The organism is Telluria sp. B2, from assembly GCF_051789535.1.
In the GTDB taxonomy this organism is placed as follows: Bacteria; Pseudomonadota; Gammaproteobacteria; order Burkholderiales; family Burkholderiaceae_D; genus Telluria.
Genome location: NZ_CP196525.1, coordinates 1,783,174 through 1,799,738, shown reverse-complemented (window position 1 = coordinate 1,799,738; position 16,565 = coordinate 1,783,174). Strand labels below are relative to the sequence as shown.

The window sequence follows — 16,565 nt, the reverse complement described above, 5'->3', positions numbered from 1 at the left end:
TACCAACAGGAAGCGTTGTTTTGCGACCATGACTCTCAGCCCTCCCTGATCAGTTCATTTGTGTCAACCCAATAGGAATGCAAATGATAACGATTCTCGTTTACATGTTGAACGATTCTCATTACCATATAGTCCAGTTCGACAAACGCGACCCGCCCAGCGGGCCTCATGACAATCAAGAGAGAAAAACAGGAAGGTCCATGCAAGCCATCACCAGCCGCAAACACACCCACACCCGCCTCCATCAACACATGAGCGCCGCGCTCGCCACCATGCTGCTGCCGCTCGCAGCGGGCGCCGCCGAGACCGCGGCGCCGGTCGCTTATGACGAGGCTGCCGGCGCCCCGGTGGCGAAGGTGGAAGTCAGCGGCAAGCTTGATGCCGGCTTTCTCGCCGAGCGCCCGTCCTCGCCGAAGTACACCGAGAAGCTGGTCGATACCGCGCAATCCGTGCAGGTCATCAGGAAGGAACTGATCGAGCAGCAAGGCGCCCTCACCCTGACCGAGGCGCTGCGCAACACGCCCGGCGTGGGCGCCTTCTTCCTGGGCGAGAACGGCAACACGAATACCGGCGACGCCATCTTCATGCGCGGCTTCGACACCTCGGGCAGCATCTTCGTGGACGGCGTGCGCGACGTCGGTTCGATCTCGCGCGACGTCTTCAACCTCGAACAGATCGACGTGGTGAAGGGCCCGGCCGGCACCGACAACGGCCGCGGCGCGCCGACCGGCTCGGTGAACCTGGTGACGAAGAAGGCCAGGCTCGACGACATGGCCAGCGCCTCGGCCACCATCGGCAGCGCCTCGCAGAAACGCGTCACCGCCGACGTCAACCGCGTGCTCGACGCCGAGCGCGGCATCGCCTTGCGCCTGAACGCGATGGCCCAGGATTCGGGCCGTCCCGCGCGCGACGTCGTCAACGACAAGCGCTGGGCGGTGGCGCCGAGCATCGCCTTCGGCCTGAACGGCCCGACCCGCGTGGTCCTCGACTACCTGCACGTCAAGCAGGACAACATTCCCGACGGCGGCGTGCCGACCGTCGGCCTACCGGGCTACACCAGCCCGGACCGCGTGAACAAGCCTCAACTGTCGAGCGCGGCGCCGGTCGACCCGCAGAACTTCTACGGTTCCAGCACCGACTACGACAGGGTGAAGGCCGACATGGCGACCGTGCGCGTCGAGCACGACTTCTCGCCAGGCTTCAGGCTGCACAACATCTCGCGCTACGGCCGCACCAGCCAGGACTACCTGCTCTCGGCCTTCCTCGCCAGCGGCGCCAACCTGAACCTGGTCGACCCGAGCGACCCGTCGACCTGGACCCTGGTGCGCAACACCCGCACGGTGAAGGACCAGGAAAACCGCATCCTCACCAACCAGACTGCGCTGACCTCGCAGTTCGAGACCGGCGCCCTGCGCCACACCCTGGTCACCGGCATCGAGTTCACCAGCGAGAAGCAGGTCACCTACGGCTTGAGCGGGCTGGGTACCCTGGCGCCGGCGAACCTCTACCATCCGGACGCCGGCGTGGCCGTCACGGGCCTGGCGCCACACCGCACCGGCGCCTACAACCAGGGCGCGATCGACACCCAGAGCCTGTACGCCTTCGACACCATCAAGTTCGGCGAGAACTGGATCGTCAACGGCGGCGTGCGCGCCGACCACTACAGCGGCGACTACACCGTGGTCGCCCTCACCAACAACGTACTGGTGCCGACCCACTTCACGGTGGGCGACACGGTTGTCAACGGCAAGCTCTCGGTCCTGTACAAGCCGGGCGCCAACAGCAGCGTGTACGCCATGGCCGCCAGCTCGAAGCAGCCGCCGGGCTCGAACTTCACGGTGTCGGGCAACCTCAACAGCGCCCAGAACCCGATCTACGATCCGCAGGAAACCCTCACCACCGAGGTCGGCGGCAAGCTCGACCTCTTCAGGGGCAAGCTGGGCCTCACCGCCGCGTTGTTCCGCACCGAGGTGAAGAATGAGGTCGAGCAGGATCCGGTCGACCTCAGCTGGTCGCAGTCGGGCAAGAAGCGCGTCCAGGGCGTGGAGCTGGGCGCCACCGGCGAACTGGCGCGCAACTGGATGGTGAGCGCGGGCTACCTCTACATGGACACGAATGTCGAAGCGGGACGCCTGCTCACGGCCAACGGCGAGAACGTGCTCACCTACACGCCGAAGCAGTCATTCACCCTGTGGACCTCGTACCAGCTGCCGATGGGCCTGAAGATCGGCGGCGGCGCGCGCTTCAGCGACAGGCTGCTGCGCGGCACCGATGGCGCAATCGGCACCCCGGCCTATACCGAGTCGTACTGGGTGTTCGACGCCATGGCTTCGTATGCGATCAACCGCAACATCGACCTGCGCCTGAACGTCTACAACCTCGCTGATGAACGCTACGTCGCCAGCATCAACAAGAGCGGCTACCGCTACAACCCGGGCACGCCGCGCTCGGCCAGCCTGACGGCGAACTTCCGCTTCTAGGCGTTCCTGCGGATACCGCGCCAACGCCCTCGCCTTCGCGGCGCAGGGCGTTTTTTTCATGGCCGCCGCCGATGGGTGACCCGGGCGGCGCCTTCGCCTAGAATGGGGTGCCCTCCACTCCCAAGCAAAGCCTCCTTGAAGATATCGATCGGCCTTCGCCTGTTCGTCTCGGTCCTGCTGGCCATCCTGGCCGTGGCGGCGAGCGCCGTCTGGCTGCTGCGCCAGAACGTGCTGGAGAGCTTCGGCGACTATGCGGCGCAGATCGAACTGGACCGCCTCGACGAACTGTCGTCCGATCTCGCGCGCCGCCATGCCCGGCAGGGCGGCTGGGATTTCCTGCCGGCCGACGAGGGCGCGCGCCGCGCCTGGCTGGCCGGGGAGCTGGAGCGGCTGCGGCAGGAACGCCTGCGCCGCCTGTCCCCTCCTGCGGCCCCGATGGCCCCGCCGCCTGCCCCGCCAGCCGCGCCAGCGTCGCCGGCCGCACCCGCGCTTCCCGCCGCCCCGGCGGCGCCAGCCCTGCCGGCGCCGCCGGCGCCTCCTGCCCCGCCGCTGCCGCCCTTGCCCCTGATGGCGGGAGAGGACGGCGCCAGCCTGCAGGAACGCGCCACCCTGCTCGACTCCAGCGGCGCCTGGCTCGCCGGCCGCCCGCCCGGCGCCTTGCCGCTGACCCGGCGCGCCATCCTGGTCGACGGCCGCACGGTCGGCTACCTGGCGGTGGCGCGCACCAGCCGCCCGACCGATGCCCTGGCCTATGCCTTCCTGCAGCAGCTGGGCGCCAGCCTGTGGCTGATCGTCGGCGCCGGCGTGGTCCTGAGCCTGCTTGTCTCGGTGCTGCTTGCGGCGCACTTCCGCCGTCCGATCGGACGCCTGGCCGCGGGTGCCCGCGCGCTTGCCGAAGGGCGTTTCGAGATCCGCCTGCCGGCCGGCCGCAGCGACGAACTGGGCGAACTGGCCGGCCACTTCAACATGCTGGCGGCGCGCCTGGGCGGACTCGAGAGCGCGCGCCGTCAATGGGTAGCAGACACCTCGCACGAGCTGCGCACGCCGCTGGCCGTGCTGCGCGCCCAGCTGGAAGCAATCCAGGATGGCGTACGCAAGGCCGATGCCGCCAGCGTCGAGGCCATGCTGCGCCAGGTCCTGTCGCTGAACCGCCTGATCGGCGAGCTGTACGCCCTGGCCCGCGCCGACGTCGGCGCGCTCGAGTGCCGGCGCGAACGGGTCGACCTGTGGGCGCTGGCCATGGAGGAGGCGGACGACTTCGAAGGTCGCCTGCGCGATGCCGGGCTGGCGCTGGAGCGCGGTCCCGCACCGGCGCGGGCGTGCGTGCTGGCCGATCCCGAGCGCCTGCGCCAGGTGCTGCGCAACCTGCTGGAAAACAGCCTGCGCTACACCGCCGGGGGCGGCCACGTGCGCATCGCAGCCCAGGCTAGCGAAGGGCAACTGCGCCTGAGCGTGGACGACAGCGCGCCCGGCGTGCCGGACGAGGCGCTGGCGCGCCTGGGCGAGCGCTTCTATCGGGTCGATGCTTCGCGCAGCCGCGCCGGTGGCGGCGCCGGCCTGGGCCTGGCCCTGTGCCAGCGCCTGGCCGAGGCCCAGGGCGGCGCGCTGGCCTTTGCGCACTCGCCGCTGGGCGGGCTGCGCGTGAACCTCACCCTGCCGCTGGAGGACGCATGAACCGCATCTACGTCGTCGAGGACGAACCCGAGCTTGCCTCGCTGGTGGCCGACTACGTGCGCGGCGCCGGTTTCGAGGCCACCGTCTTCGGCGACGGCGCCCTGGCCCTGGAAGCCATCCGGCGCGCGCCGCCGCTGCTGGTCGTGCTCGACCTGATGCTGCCCGGCCTGGACGGGCTGTCGCTGTGCCGCGGGCTGCGCGCCTTCTCGACGGTGCCGATCGTGATGGTGACCGCGCGCGTCGAGGAGATCGACCGCCTGCTCGGACTCGAGGCAGGCGCCGACGACTACCTGTGCAAGCCCTTCAGCCCGCGCGAACTGGTGGCGCGCATCAAGGCGATCCTGCGCCGGACCGGCACGGCGCCCCCGGGCCTGGCCGTCGATACCGGGGCGCGCCGCGCCCTGGTGCATGGCCGGCCGCTCACGCTCACGCCAAGCGAATTCGAGGTGCTGGCCGCGCTTGCGCGCCGTCCGGGCCAGGTGTTCACGCGCGCGCAGCTGCTAGAGCTCGTGCGCCAGGACGACCTGGACGTGACCGAGCGCGCCATCGACAGCCACATCAAGAACCTGCGCCGCAAGATCGACGCGGCCGCGCCCGGCCTGGAGCCGATCCGCTCGATCTACGGGCTCGGCTACCGTTTCGACCTCTAGGGAAGCACTGATTTATTCATGTCGGCGGTCTTGGCCCGGAAAAAACGTCCTGCTGCGTTGCAAATCCTCGCCATACCACGCGGTATGGCTGCGGTTTGCGCCTTGCCGGCCGCTTTTTTCCATGGCCAATCCCATCCGTCAGAATAAATCATTGCTTCCCTAGCGAAGCGCCGGTCTCCATTTTTCCTCCACATTGCCCAGGCAGGATGCAGTGGTCGGCGCCGCGTGCGCCCATCAAGAGGAGAACACCATGCCTACCCCACGCTGCTTCGCCCTGCTGGCCCTGCCGGTCCTGCTGTACACCGCCGGCGCCAGCCAGGCCGCCGTCCACATCGACTGCAGGCCGGCGGAAAGCGGCCCCTGCGCCGCGCCGCCGGCCCCGCCGGCACCGCCCGTTCTTCCCGCGGCGCCCGTGGCGCCCGCTCCGCCCGCTCCCGACGACGGCTTGCCGGGGCACCTGCCCGCCCTGCCTGCGCCGCCCGCTCCACCGGCGCCCCCGGCCCTGCCCGCGCCGCCGGCCCCGCCGGCCCTGCCCGGCATCCCCGACGCGCTGCACGCGGCCTGCGCCGGCATGCAGTCCGGCGCCCGTCTGAGCCGGACCATTGCGCCCGGCGAAACGATGAGCGGCTTCTGCGAGCGTAGCGGCGGCAAGATGGTGTTTCGCCTGCGCAGCTACAGGAAGGAAGACTAAGGAAGATTGAGCGAGGGGACACGCAAGCGCACGAAGCGAACGGCAGCCTGTTGGCAAAATGATTAGAATCGGCTCATCAGCGTGGATTCGTCGAGGTGGCTATGTTCGATATGGATTTGCCGTGGTGGGAATTCGTCGTGCGCGGCGCGGTCGTCTACCTGGCGCTGCTGGTGATGGTGCGCCTGTCGGGCCGGCGCACCGTGGGCCAGTTCACGCCTTTCGACCTGCTGGTGATGCTGCTGCTGTCCGAAGCCGTGTCGAACTCGCTGTCCGGCGGCGACGATTCCCTCGGCGGCGGCCTGATCATCGCGGCCACGCTGCTGGTGCTCAATGCGCTCGTCGCGGCGCTGTCGGCGAACAGCCGTGGCATGTCGAAGGTGCTGGACGGCACCGCCATCCTGATCGGGCGCGACGGTGTCTTCTTCGACAGGATCGTGCGGCGCTGCCGCATCACCGAAGCCGACCTCGAACAGGCCCTGCGCGCGGCCGACTGCGCACGCCAGGACATGCAGTCGGCCTTCCTGGAGGCCGACGGCGACATCACGATCCAGAAGAGAAAATAAGCCGGGCTGTGGCAGCCGCAACATGATTCACCTTCGAGGCATATGCTTCGGAAAATGAATCATGTTCTCGCCGTTTACTGCCGCGGTAACATTCCCTCGTGAGCCAATTGCTCAGCGGTCAATGCCCATCCGTATGGTGTGTGAGCCCTCCTGCCAACGTGCTAGTTTTTTGTGCAGCGTCACGTCGTGGCGCGTTGGATTCTTTCCTGATCAGGAGGTCTACCATGAAGCACAGCTTAAGCATTCTGGCCCTGGCCGCGGCGGCGGCCTGCGCCCCGGTGCTCGCCCAGGCGCAGACGGGCACCATCATCAAGGCGACCGCCAGCGGCCCGGCGGAAAGCCCGCCGAACGGCTCACCCGGCTCGAGCGTGGCGACATTCGAACTCGACGGCAACATCCTGCGCGCCGAAGTACCCTTCCGCGACCTGCTCGGGGACACCGTCGCGGCCCACATCCACTGCTGCACCACGGCCTCGTTCACCGACGTTGCGCCGGTCGCGGTTCCCTTCGTCGACTTTCCGCTCGGGGTGAAGGGCGGCCTGTACACGCATGCCTTCGACCTGACCGACGCCACCATCTACGATCCGGCCTTCCTGGCCTCCTACGGCGGCACGCCCCAGGGCGCCAGCAGCGCCCTGATCGACGCCATCAACGCCAGCACGGCCTACGTCAACATCCACACGGACCGCTATCCGCAGGGCGAGATCCGCGGCTTCATGGTCGCCGCGCCGATTCCGGAACCGGCGACCTGGGGCATGCTGGCGATGGGGATGGCCGGCCTGGGCATGATGGCGCGCCGGCGCCGGGCCTAGGTTGCGGAAAGCGAGGACCGCCCCTCCCGTTCGGCCAGCATGGCTGACCAGGCAGGAATCGCCGCCCGCCAGAAGCTGGCGAGGCTGTCGGGGCGTTCGAGCGGCAGGCCGAGGAAGCGGGCGGCGTCGAGCAGGGCCGCTACCGCCGCCGCTTCGTCGCCGGGCAGGACGGCGAGCGCACCGGTCTGTTTCGAGAGCTTCTCGCCGGCGGCGTTGCGCACCACCGGCACGTGCAGGTAGCGCGGCGTCGGCACCCCGAGCAAGCGTTGCAGGTAGATCTGGCGCGCGGTCGAATCGATCAAATCGGCGCCGCGCACGATGTCGGTCACGCCCTGGTCGGCGTCGTCGACCACCACCGCCAGCTGGTAGGCCCAGTAACCGTCGGCGCGCTTCAGGACGAAGTCGCCGGCTTCCATCGCCAGATGCTGGGTGAGCGTGCCCATGAAGCGGTCGGTGAAGGTGATGGCGTCCTGGCCCGCATCCGGCACGCGCAGGCGCAGGCTGCGCATGCTGCGCCCCGGCGCCAGGCCGGCGCGGCAGGTGCCGGGATAGATCGCCGCGCCGTCGGGCGCCACGCCCAGGCGCGAATCGACGATCTCGCGCCGGTTGCAGCCGCAGGCGTAGGCGTGCTCGCCCAGCCGCTCGGCGGCGGCCTGGTAGAGGTGCTTGCGGCGGCTCTGCCAGACCACGTCGACGTCGGAATGCATGCCGAGCGAATCGAGCAGCGCCAGGATCGCCTGGTCGGCGCCGGGTACGCTGCGGCCTTCGTCGATGTCTTCGATGCGCACCAGCCACTGGCCGTGGTGGGCGCGCGCATCGAGGTAGCTGGCCAGCGCCGCCACCAGCGAACCGGCATGCAGCGGCCCGGTGGGCGATGGCGCGAAACGGCCGATGTAGGTGTTGCTCACGTGTGGAACAGGATGCGTTTTACGGGGGCATCACGATACCACAGGGGCTCAGCTCCGGCTTTCCTTCCAGCCGTCCTTCGCCTCGAAATCCTTGATCAGGCGCGTCACCTGCCCGCCCACCTCGTTCGGCACCGCCATCGAGAGCTGGTAGTGCACGATCTCGAAGCTCTCGCCCTTGCGGCGCATGACGCCGCTGGCCTGGCACACGCCCATCTGGGTGTCGAGCAGTTCGTCGAACCAGACCATGGAGCCGTCCCCGGAAGCATACACATGGCGCTTGATGGCCTTGAAGGCCCAGGCCGACTTGCGCTTGAAATAGGGGCGGGCCCAGGCCTTGAACTCGTCGCGGCGCCAGCGCTCGGTCTTGTCGGTGCCGATGTAGATGCCGTCTTTCGCGATCTTGTCGAAGTAGCTCATGCGGGCATGAGCCGCATCGTCGTGCCAGCGGTCCACAAAGGCATCGACCTGGCGTTTCAGGTTCGGGTCCGCCTGGGCAGCGAGAGAGCAAAACAGCAGGGCGAAAGCGAGCAGCAGGCGTTTCATGGGCAGGTTCCGTCGACTGAAAGTCTGATTGTACACAGCAGTATGTAACTATTCGTACAAAGCGCCCCATTCCGCCTTTGTTCGTGTACATTTGGCAACGCTACTTCTTACCTTTCCAGCTTCGCACCATGCGCCAACTTGTCGTTTGCCTGCTCTGCCTTGCCGTCGCCGCGCGCGCCGAACCTCCCGCCGTCGCGCCTGCCGCCGCTCCCGTCCCTGCGCGATGGGATGCCGAGCCGGCCGTGAAGCAGAGAAGCGAAGCGCCGGCGCCCCTGTCGCTGCGCGCGCGCCTCAGCGAAGACGCTATCCGCAAGGCCGTCAAGGACACGTTGACGGACGCGGACGACTACCCGCAGCTGTACCAGGGCGACACCCTCAGCGGCGCCGCTTATGAGCAGTTCGGGCGCGAGTTCCACGAGGCCAAGGTGCCCGACTGCCTGCATCCGGACGGCCTAAAGCGGCAACCGACCTTCTTCCTGTCCGGCCTGCTGGCGCTGCCCTTTGTGGCGGTGGCGAAGATCCGGGGCAAGTGCCGTTGACAACAATAGAACTGCGAACGGATCAGCGGTGCAGCTCGCCCGCGCGTTCAGGCTGGTAGACAATGTCGAGCACGCGCACCTGGAAGGCGCCGCCATCGGGACGCTTCCAGGCTATGCTGTCGCCCACCTTCAGGCCGAGCAGCGCATTGCCGACCGGCGTCAGGACCGACAGTTTGTCTTCCGCGCCGTTCACGTCCTTCGGATAGGCCAGCTGCATGTCGAATTCCTCGGCCTGGCCGTCGAGCACGAAGCGCACACGCGAATTCATGGTCACGACGTCGGGCGGCATGTCCTGCGGCTCCACCATGTCCGCGCGCGACAGCTCCTCCAGCAGCGCGGCGCAGTTGTCGGCCTGGGCGGCCGGCAGCGAATCGATCAACGCCTCCAGGCGTTCGATATCCAGCGACGATACGACGATGTTCGGTCTCATGTTGTGACTCCAAGGTGCTTGGCCGCTTTTCATGGCGCGGCCGGATGTAGGAACCGCCCGCGGGTGCGAGCGGAGTCGATGCGATGGAGAGGCTCGGGAGGACGGGTGGCGTGGCGCCGACCGGTGCTTATCCTCGCCGAGCCCGGGAGAGCCAGGCGAGATCTCGCGCGGAGAGCTGCACGGCGCGCGCGGCCATGACGGCGCGCTCGGACGGCGTGCAGGAAGATTTGAAACGAACGGGCGACAACAGACCTCCCTCGTTCAGGGGCGAACCGCAATGCTGGCAATTGCTCAGATGGTTCATGGTCGTCGGTGCTTGCATTTAACGCTTGGGCTGATTGACCCGCACGGTATGGTTTTCGTAGGGTGGACACCTGTGTCCACGCTGTACAACGCGTGGTTGTCGGTAGCGCATGCGCATACAGGAGCCCAGTATATCCCCCCTGTCCATTCCGTCAACACCACCCGTGACGACGGGACAATAAAAAAGCGGGCCGCAGCCCGCTTCTCAAGAACAACGCAGACGAATCAGCGCTTGTCCATAGCCGGCACATCACGTACCGGCGAGCCGACGAACAGCTGGCGCGGACGGCCGATCTTCTGTTCCGGATCGGCGATCATTTCGTTCCATTGTGCGATCCAGCCGATCGTACGGGCCATCGCGAAGATGCCGGTGAACAGCGAGACCGGGATGCCCAGGGCCGACTGCACGATGCCCGAGTAGAAGTCGACGTTCGGGTACAGCTTGCGCGACACGAAGTATTCGTCTTCCAGGGCGATGCGTTCCAGTTCCATGGCCAGCTTGAACAGCGGGTCGTCCTGCAGGCCCAGCTCGTTCAGCACTTCGTGGCAGGTTTCGCGCATCAGCTTGGCGCGCGGGTCGAAGTTCTTGTACACGCGGTGACCGAAGCCCATCAGCTTCACGCCCGAGTTCTTGTCCTTGACCTTCTCGATGAAGGCAGGGATGTTCTCGACCGAGCCGATTTCCTTCAGCATGTTCAGTGCCGCTTCGTTGGCGCCGCCGTGGGCAGGGCCCCACAGGCAGGCGATGCCGGCAGCGATACAGGCGAACGGGTTGGCGCCCGACGAACCGGCCAGGCGGACGGTCGAGGTCGATGCGTTCTGCTCGTGGTCGGCGTGCAGGATCAGGATGCGGTCCAGGGCGCGCACCAGCACGTCGTTGACCTTGTACTCTTCGCACGGGTTGGCGAACATCATGTACATGAAGTTGGCGCTGTACGACAGGTCGTTGCGCGGGTACACGAACGGCTGGCCGATCGAGTACTTGTAGGCCATCGCGACCAGGGTCGGCATCTTGGCGATCAGGCGGATCGCGGAGATTTCACGCTGTTCCGGATCGTTGATGTCGAGCGAGTCGTGGTAGAACGACGCCAGGGCGCCGACGGTGCCGACCAGGACCGACATCGGGTGCGCGTCGCGGCGGAAGCCACGGAAGAAGAAGTTCATCTGCTCGTGAATCATCGTGTGACGGGTCACGGTGTTCTCGAACTTGGCCTTCTGCTCGGCGTTCGGCAGTTCGCCGTTCAGCAGCAGGTAGCAGGTTTCCAGGAAGTCGCAGTTCACTGCCAGCTGTTCGATCGGGTAGCCGCGGTACAGCAGCTCGCCCTTGTCACCGTCGATGTAGGTGATGCTCGAATTGCACGAGGCAGTCGACATGAAGCCAGGGTCATACGTGAACTTGCCGGTCTGGCCGTACAGCTTGCGGATGTCGATGACGTCCGGGCCGATCGTGCCTTTGTAAATCGGCATGTCGACCGATGGGCTGCCGTCGGAGAACGACAGTGTGGCTTTGGTATCAGAGATATTCATGGCACTTCCTTCTTGGGAGTGGATCTACAAAATGTAAAACGAAAACTGGTTTCGCTCACGCTTCGCGCAGCCGCGCCACCAGGGCGCGCACATGCGGCAGGTCGACTTCGCCTTCGGGCTCGGCGCGTCCCAGCAGCAGGTCCATGAGCGGATTGTCCGCCAGGTCCAGCAAGCGGGTCAGCGCATCGACCTCTTCGTCGGTCAGTTCCTCTTCGTGCGCATCGAGGAAGCGCGTGAGGATCAGATCGTTTTCGAGCAGTCCCCGGCGTGCACGCCAGCGCAGGCGGGCACGGTTGGCGGGGTCGGATTGATGCAGCTTAGTCACACTAGAGTCCGTTGTTGGGTCAACACTATACTCCGGCTGCCGTCATTCGGCAGTACCGTATTTCTACTGTATTTATGGCAATACTTTGGGCGCAATGAGGCGGAGGATATCCGATTTTTGCGACTCAGGACGGACGGTAGGCTGTTCGTTCTGACTGTTACTTTCCGGACGTAATTGTCCGGTTGCATGCGGTGCGATGTGCATGCGGTGTACCGCGTGGACACAGGTGTCCACCCTACAAAACCAGCAAACCCGTAGGGTGGGCTCCCGAGCCCACGCGGTCTCACGACCAATTCATCGGCGCGGCCCAAGCGCGCGAGCGCCGTACATTGAACCAGGCGATCAGATCGCCCGGCGAACCAGCAATTCCTTGATCTTGCCGATCGCCTTGTTCGGATTCAGGCCCTTCGGGCAGACGTCCGTGCAGTTCATGATCGAGTGGCAGCGGAACAGGCGGTACGGGTCTTCCAGGTTGTCCAGGCGCTCGTTGGTGGCTTCGTCGCGCGAGTCGGCGATGAAGCGGTAGGCCTGCAGCAGGCCGGCAGGACCGACGAACTTGTCCGGGTTCCACCAGAACGACGGGCAGGAGGTCGAGCAGCAGGCGCACAGGATGCACTCGTACAGGCCGTCGAGCTCTTCGCGCTCTTCCGGCGTCTGCAGGCGTTCCTTCTCCGGCTTGATCGAGTCGTTGATCAGGAACGGCTTGATCGAGTGGTACTGCTTGAAGAAGTTGGTCATGTCGACGATCAGGTCGCGCACCACCGGCAGGCCCGGCAGAGGACGCAGCACGATCGGCTGGGTCAGCTCGTTCAGGTTGGTGGTGCAGGCCAGGCCGTTCTTGCCGTTGATGTTCATCGCGTCCGAACCGCACACGCCTTCGCGGCAGGAGCGGCGCAGGGCCAGCGAATCGTCGACGTCCGCCTTGATGCGCTGCAGTGCGTCGAGCAGCATCTTGTCGGTGTCTTTCAGTTCGACGGTGACGTCTTGCATGTAAGGCTTCGTATCCTTGTCCGGATCGTAGCGGTAGATCTTCAGGTGGACTGTGCGTGCCATGTTTTACCTATCAAGTGGGGACGGGAGCAGCTCCCGTCCGCAAAAATTCTGTCGTTCTCGCGTTCGATCGGTGGATCAGAACGTACGTGGTTTCGGTTTGAAGGTGTCGACCGTCAGCGGCTTGGTCACGACCGGCTTGTAGTCGAGACGGTTGCCTTCCGAGAAGAACAGCGTGTGCTTCATCCAGTTTTCGTCGTCGCGCTGCTCGTAGTCGCTGTGGGCGTGGGCGCCGCGCGATTCCTTGCGCGCCGCTGCCGAGACAATGGTCGCCTTGGCCACTTCGATCAGGTTGTCCAGTTCGATCGCTTCGATACGGGCGGTGTTGAACACCTTCGACTTGTCCTTGAACGAGACATGCTTGCGGCGCTCGTCCAGCTTCATGATTTCCTTGACGCCTTCGTCCATCAGGGCCTGGGTACGGAACACGCCGCAGTGCTTCTGCATGGTGGAGCGGATTGCGTTCGCGACGTCCTGCACCTTCTCGCCGCCGGTCGAGTTCTCGAGGCTGTTGAGACGGCCCAGCGCGTAGTCGGCGAAGTCCTTCGGCAGTGCGCGGTTGCCCTGCGCCTTCAGGTTCTGGGCGACGATGTGGTTGCCGGCGGCGCGGCCAAAGACGACCAGGTCGAGCAGCGAGTTGGTGCCCAGGCGGTTGGCGCCGTGCACCGACACGCAGGAGCATTCGCCGATCGCGTACAGGCCGTTGACGACCTTCTGGCCGCCGGTGCCGTCAGGGGTGACGACCTGGCCGTGGATGTTGGTCGGGATGCCGCCCATCTGGTAGTGGATGGTCGGGACGACCGGGATCGGTTCCTTGGTCGCGTCGACGTTGGCGAACTTGTGGCCGATTTCCAGGATCGACGGCAGGCGCTTCTTGATGGTGTCGGCGCCGATGTGGCGCAGGTCCAGCAGCACGTGGTCCTTGTTCGGGCCGACGCCGCGGCCTTCCTTGATCTCCTGGTCCATCGAGCGCGAGACGAAGTCGCGCGGCGCCAGGTCCTTCAGGGTCGGCGCATAGCGCTCCATGAAGCGTTCGCCGTTCGAGTTGATCAGGATACCGCCTTCGCCACGGACACCTTCCGTGATCAGCACGCCCGCGCCGGCCACGCCGGTCGGGTGGAACTGCCAGAACTCCATGTCCTGCAGCGGGATGCCGGCGCGCGCCGCCATGCCCAGGCCGTCGCCGGTGTTGATGAAGGCGTTGGTCGACGCGGCGAAGATACGGCCTGCGCCGCCGGTGGCGAAGATGGTGGTCTTCGCCTGCAGCATCATGACGTCGCCGGTTTCCATTTCCAGGGCGACCACGCCCAGCACGTCGCCGTCGGCGTTGCGCACCAGGTCCAGGGCCTGCCACTCGACGAAGAAGTGGGTGCGCGAGCGGACGTTACGCTGGTACAGGGTGTGCAGCAGCGCGTGGCCGGTACGGTCGGCGGCCGCGCAGGCGCGTTGCACCGGCTTCTCGCCGAAGTTGGCGGTGTGGCCGCCGAACGGACGCTGGTAGATGGTGCCGTCCGGGTTGCGGTCGAAAGGCATGCCGAAGTGTTCGAGTTCGTACACGACCTTCGGTGCTTCGCGGCACATGAATTCGATTGCGTCCTGGTCGCCCAAGTAGTCCGAGCCCTTGACGGTGTCGAACATGTGCCAGTACCAGTCGTCTTCGCTCATGTTGCCCAGCGAAGCACCGATGCCACCCTGCGCCGCCACGGTGTGCGAACGGGTCGGGAAGACCTTCGACAGCACGGCGACGTTCAGGCCGGCTTCGGTCAGTTGCAGTGCGGCGCGCAGGCCGGAACCGCCGGCGCCGACGATGACTACATCGAATTGACGGGTGGGGATTGCAGTATTGATTGCTGCCACGATTACACGCTCCAGAGAATTTGCACAGTCCACACGGCGTAGGCAATCAGCACGAGCACGGTGGCGATCTGCAGGGCCAGCTTGATGCCGGCCGGTTTGACGTAGTCCATCCAGATGTCACGGACGCCGACCCAGACGTGGTAGAACAGGCCGAAGAAGGTGACGGCCGTGAAGAGCTTGAACCACTGGCGGGAGAACAGCGACGCCCAGCCTTCGTAGGTGAAATTCTGTGCGGTGAGGAAGGTGCCCAGCAGGATGACGGTGTAGACCACCATCACGATCGCGGTGACGCGCTGCGCCAGCCAGTCCTTGACGCCGTAGTGGGCGCCGACGACGAGGCGGCGCGGGCCGATATTATTCTTGGTTGCCATGATTAGAATACTCCAAACAGTTTCAGGCCGACGATGACGGTCAGCGCCAGGCTGATCACCAGGACCCAGCGTGCGGTCTTCTGCGATGCGTCCTTGTCCAGGGCCAGGTGGTTGTCCATGAACAGGTGGCGGATGCCGGCGGTGAAGTGGTGCAGGTAGGCCCAGGACAGGCCCAGCAGGATGATCTTGACGAAGACGTTGTCGACCACACCGGCGAAGTGGGCGAAGGAAATCTCCGAGCGCAGGCTTTCCTGCAGCAGGTACAGCAGGAAAGGCAGCATCAGGAACATGACGAACCCGCTGATACGGTGCAGGATCGACACAATCGCCGAGGGCGGCTGGCGATAGTTCATCGTAATGTCGGTAATGTTGACATTACGAATCGGCTGTCCCCTCTTTTGCTGCTTTGTTATGGCTTCGGACATACAACACCTCCTTAACTGACAAAATTTAAAAAACCCTTAATTTTCGCCGATTTTTTGATCCGCACCAATAACCGAAGCCCGATTATCAGGATGCAGCGCGAGGAACAGGGTTTTGTTCGGCGCTTTCTCCAAACCAACATATTTTAATCGCATGAAGCGATTGCTGCCGGGACCGACCTGGTCCTGGCAAAGTCCTGCTCTGCCGCCTCCGTAGGGTGGGCACTCCGTGCCCACGCGGTACGTGCGCTGGCACGCTCGGGTGGCGGTCACATCTCATCCGCTCGCGGCGTTGGGACCGTTACCGGGGCATCCCCGGAGCGCCGCGGGCTTGCCGTTTTGACGCATCATCGACACGCCAACACTGCTCGTCGTTCCGCGTGGGCACGGGGCGCCCCCCCCTACGGTTGACGCCGCCACCATTTGCAATCATCACCACAATTCGGCGATCGACAGCAAACGCCCGCCTTACGACAACTCATTCTGGTAATGATGCTTGGCGGTCAAGTACAACCCGCGCCGCAATTCCACCGCCTTGTCCCCGTAGGTGAACGAGACCCGCTCCGCGCACAGCAGCGGCGTACCTTCGGCCACCTGCAGGTATTCCGCGGCCGCGCTGTCGGCGCCGACCGCGCGGATCTTCTCGGTCGCGCGGATCATCCGGGTGCCGAACTCCGACTCGAACAATCCGTACATTGGACCCTTGTACTCAACCAGCCGTTCAGCCGTCAGCCCCTTGAACAGCTGGCCCGGCAGCCACAGCTCCTCCAGGATCGTCGGCGCGCCGTCGAAGGACTGCACGCGCTTGATGTAGACGACCGCGTCGCCCGACTTCAGCTCGAGCAAACGGGCGACCTCGGCCGGTGCACGGATGCGCTTGACCTCGACGATGCGGTTGTCGGGATGGTGGGGAACGCCCTCGTCGGGCATCAGCTTGAGGAAACGGAAGTGGGCGCGCTCTTCGTGGTGGGTGGCAACGAAGGTGCCCTTTCCCTGCCGGCGCACGACCAGGTTCTCGGCCGCGAGCTCGTCGATCGCCTTGCGCACGGTGCCCTGGCTGACCTTGAAGCGCGCGGCGAGTTCGACTTCGCTGGGCATCAGTTCGCCCGGCTTCCATTCGCCCGCTTGCAGGCTCTGGGTGATCAGCGCCTTGATCTGTTGGTACAGCGGACGGAACGAGGGCGAGCCGTTGCCGCTTGCGCCGTCGCTGGCCGGGTTGGACGAGACTGGATTCATAGACCGCGATTTCACCACAAAAGCCCCTCCCCGTCCAGTGTACACATGGCAATGACATGTGTCTTATATAAGACATATGATATCAATTGACAGGTAGAACTACCGAGGACTACACTCGCGGTCGATCGGACGCCAGTACGCCCCGCTGGCCGCGCCTGGCGGGAAGCGCCGCGCGGTCACGGCT

The 16,565-nt window shown here is 65.5% G+C and carries 17 protein-coding genes; 7 read left to right on the top strand and 10 right to left on the bottom strand.

What is annotated here, in order from left to right:
- Positions 1-200: 200 nt before the first annotated feature.
- The 6 genes from ACSUZJ_RS08050 (at position 201) to ACSUZJ_RS08025 (ending at position 6,870) form a co-directional block, all read left to right on the top strand.
- Positions 201-2,480, top strand: coding sequence for a catecholate siderophore receptor Fiu (locus ACSUZJ_RS08050; RefSeq protein ID WP_499414984.1), 2,280 nt, complete (start codon positions 201-203; stop codon positions 2,478-2,480).
- Positions 2,481-2,615: 135 nt separating this feature from the next.
- The gene (locus ACSUZJ_RS08045) at positions 2,616-4,154 is read left to right on the top strand and encodes an ATP-binding protein (protein WP_499414982.1); all 1,539 of its coding nucleotides are present in this window, start codon (positions 2,616-2,618) and stop codon (positions 4,152-4,154) included.
- Entirely contained in the window at positions 4,151-4,804 is a 654-nt protein-coding gene (locus ACSUZJ_RS08040; RefSeq protein WP_499414980.1) for a response regulator, read from the top strand. Before ACSUZJ_RS08045 ends, ACSUZJ_RS08040 begins: the two co-directional genes overlap by 4 nt.
- Positions 4,805-5,054: 250 nt before the next feature.
- Positions 5,055-5,495 carry a hypothetical protein gene (locus ACSUZJ_RS08035; RefSeq protein WP_499414978.1) on the top strand — a complete coding sequence of 147 codons (441 nt, stop codon included), beginning with the start codon at positions 5,055-5,057 and terminating at the stop codon, positions 5,493-5,495.
- Between the two features lie 101 nt (positions 5,496-5,596).
- Positions 5,597-6,058, top strand: coding sequence for a DUF421 domain-containing protein (locus ACSUZJ_RS08030; RefSeq protein WP_499414976.1), 462 nt, complete (start codon positions 5,597-5,599; stop codon positions 6,056-6,058).
- A 224-nt stretch (positions 6,059-6,282) separates the two neighbouring features.
- Positions 6,283-6,870, top strand: coding sequence for a CHRD domain-containing protein (locus ACSUZJ_RS08025; RefSeq protein ID WP_499414974.1), 588 nt, complete (start codon positions 6,283-6,285; stop codon positions 6,868-6,870).
- Here ACSUZJ_RS08025 and gluQRS read toward each other — a convergent pair.
- Both gluQRS and ACSUZJ_RS08015 read right to left on the bottom strand, forming a co-directional pair.
- A complete protein-coding gene (gene gluQRS, locus ACSUZJ_RS08020) occupies positions 6,867-7,778 on the bottom strand; it encodes a tRNA glutamyl-Q(34) synthetase GluQRS (protein ID WP_499414972.1) in 912 nt (303 codons plus the stop codon). The genes ACSUZJ_RS08025 and gluQRS overlap by 4 nt on opposite strands.
- Positions 7,779-7,826: 48 nt before the next feature.
- Positions 7,827-8,321 carry a nuclear transport factor 2 family protein gene (locus tag ACSUZJ_RS08015; protein ID WP_499414970.1) on the bottom strand — a complete coding sequence of 165 codons (495 nt, stop codon included), beginning with the start codon at positions 8,319-8,321 and terminating at the stop codon, positions 7,827-7,829.
- A 242-nt stretch (positions 8,322-8,563) separates the two neighbouring features.
- On the opposite strand from ACSUZJ_RS08015, the gene ACSUZJ_RS08010 reads away from it, so the two are divergent.
- A complete protein-coding gene (locus tag ACSUZJ_RS08010; RefSeq protein WP_499414968.1) occupies positions 8,564-8,860 on the top strand; it encodes a hypothetical protein in 297 nt (98 codons plus the stop codon).
- A gap of 22 nt (positions 8,861-8,882) precedes the next feature.
- On the opposite strand, the gene rnk is transcribed toward ACSUZJ_RS08010, so the two are convergent.
- The 8 genes from rnk to ACSUZJ_RS07970 all read right to left on the bottom strand — a co-directional run bounded on the left by rnk (position 8,883) and on the right by ACSUZJ_RS07970 (position 16,381).
- A complete protein-coding gene (gene rnk / locus ACSUZJ_RS08005; protein WP_499414966.1) occupies positions 8,883-9,290 on the bottom strand; it encodes a nucleoside diphosphate kinase regulator in 408 nt (135 codons plus the stop codon).
- Positions 9,291-9,818: 528 nt separating this feature from the next.
- Positions 9,819-11,120 (bottom strand): citrate synthase, encoded by a 1,302-nt coding sequence (gltA, locus tag ACSUZJ_RS08000; RefSeq protein ID WP_499414964.1) that lies wholly within the window; start codon positions 11,118-11,120, stop codon positions 9,819-9,821.
- Between the two features lie 55 nt (positions 11,121-11,175).
- On the bottom strand, positions 11,176-11,445 hold the full coding sequence (locus ACSUZJ_RS07995) for an FAD assembly factor SdhE (RefSeq protein WP_499414962.1): 270 nt from the start codon (positions 11,443-11,445) through the stop codon (positions 11,176-11,178).
- A 342-nt stretch (positions 11,446-11,787) separates the two neighbouring features.
- Complete coding sequence (locus ACSUZJ_RS07990; RefSeq protein ID WP_499414960.1) at positions 11,788-12,498, bottom strand: succinate dehydrogenase iron-sulfur subunit; 711 nt, start codon at positions 12,496-12,498, stop codon at positions 11,788-11,790.
- 75 nt (positions 12,499-12,573) lie between these two features.
- Positions 12,574-14,352: a succinate dehydrogenase flavoprotein subunit gene (gene sdhA / locus ACSUZJ_RS07985; protein ID WP_499414958.1), complete on the bottom strand. Its 1,779-nt coding sequence runs from the start codon at positions 14,350-14,352 to the stop codon at positions 12,574-12,576.
- A gap of 2 nt (positions 14,353-14,354) precedes the next feature.
- Positions 14,355-14,723 carry a succinate dehydrogenase, hydrophobic membrane anchor protein gene (gene sdhD / locus ACSUZJ_RS07980; protein ID WP_312548893.1) on the bottom strand — a complete coding sequence of 123 codons (369 nt, stop codon included), beginning with the start codon at positions 14,721-14,723 and terminating at the stop codon, positions 14,355-14,357.
- Positions 14,724-14,725: 2 nt separating this feature from the next.
- The gene (sdhC, locus tag ACSUZJ_RS07975; protein WP_499414956.1) at positions 14,726-15,148 is read right to left on the bottom strand and encodes a succinate dehydrogenase, cytochrome b556 subunit; all 423 of its coding nucleotides are present in this window, start codon (positions 15,146-15,148) and stop codon (positions 14,726-14,728) included.
- A gap of 465 nt (positions 15,149-15,613) precedes the next feature.
- Positions 15,614-16,381 (bottom strand): GntR family transcriptional regulator, encoded by a 768-nt coding sequence (locus ACSUZJ_RS07970; RefSeq protein ID WP_499414954.1) that lies wholly within the window; start codon positions 16,379-16,381, stop codon positions 15,614-15,616.
- Positions 16,382-16,565: the final 184 nt, after the last annotated feature.

What these genes read in the sequence shown, in the direction of transcription:
- ACSUZJ_RS08025 (WP_499414974.1), top strand. Translation starts at nt 6,283, where the DNA reads ATGAAGCACAGCTTAAGCATTCTGGCCCTGGCCGCGGCGGCGGCCTGC.
- sdhC (WP_499414956.1), bottom strand. Translation starts at nt 15,148, where the DNA reads ATGTCCGAAGCCATAACAAAGCAGCAAAAGAGGGGACAGCCGATTCGT.
- ACSUZJ_RS08050 (WP_499414984.1), top strand. Translation starts at nt 201, where the DNA reads ATGCAAGCCATCACCAGCCGCAAACACACCCACACCCGCCTCCATCAA.
- ACSUZJ_RS08040 (WP_499414980.1), top strand. Translation starts at nt 4,151, where the DNA reads ATGAACCGCATCTACGTCGTCGAGGACGAACCCGAGCTTGCCTCGCTG.
- ACSUZJ_RS08015 (WP_499414970.1), bottom strand. Translation starts at nt 8,321, where the DNA reads ATGAAACGCCTGCTGCTCGCTTTCGCCCTGCTGTTTTGCTCTCTCGCT.
- ACSUZJ_RS07990 (WP_499414960.1), bottom strand. Translation starts at nt 12,498, where the DNA reads ATGGCACGCACAGTCCACCTGAAGATCTACCGCTACGATCCGGACAAG.
- sdhD (WP_312548893.1), bottom strand. Translation starts at nt 14,723, where the DNA reads ATGGCAACCAAGAATAATATCGGCCCGCGCCGCCTCGTCGTCGGCGCC.
- ACSUZJ_RS08035 (WP_499414978.1), top strand. Translation starts at nt 5,055, where the DNA reads ATGCCTACCCCACGCTGCTTCGCCCTGCTGGCCCTGCCGGTCCTGCTG.
- ACSUZJ_RS08030 (WP_499414976.1), top strand. Translation starts at nt 5,597, where the DNA reads ATGTTCGATATGGATTTGCCGTGGTGGGAATTCGTCGTGCGCGGCGCG.
- rnk (WP_499414966.1), bottom strand. Translation starts at nt 9,290, where the DNA reads ATGAGACCGAACATCGTCGTATCGTCGCTGGATATCGAACGCCTGGAG.
- gltA (WP_499414964.1), bottom strand. Translation starts at nt 11,120, where the DNA reads ATGAATATCTCTGATACCAAAGCCACACTGTCGTTCTCCGACGGCAGC.
- ACSUZJ_RS07970 (WP_499414954.1), bottom strand. Translation starts at nt 16,381, where the DNA reads ATGAATCCAGTCTCGTCCAACCCGGCCAGCGACGGCGCAAGCGGCAAC.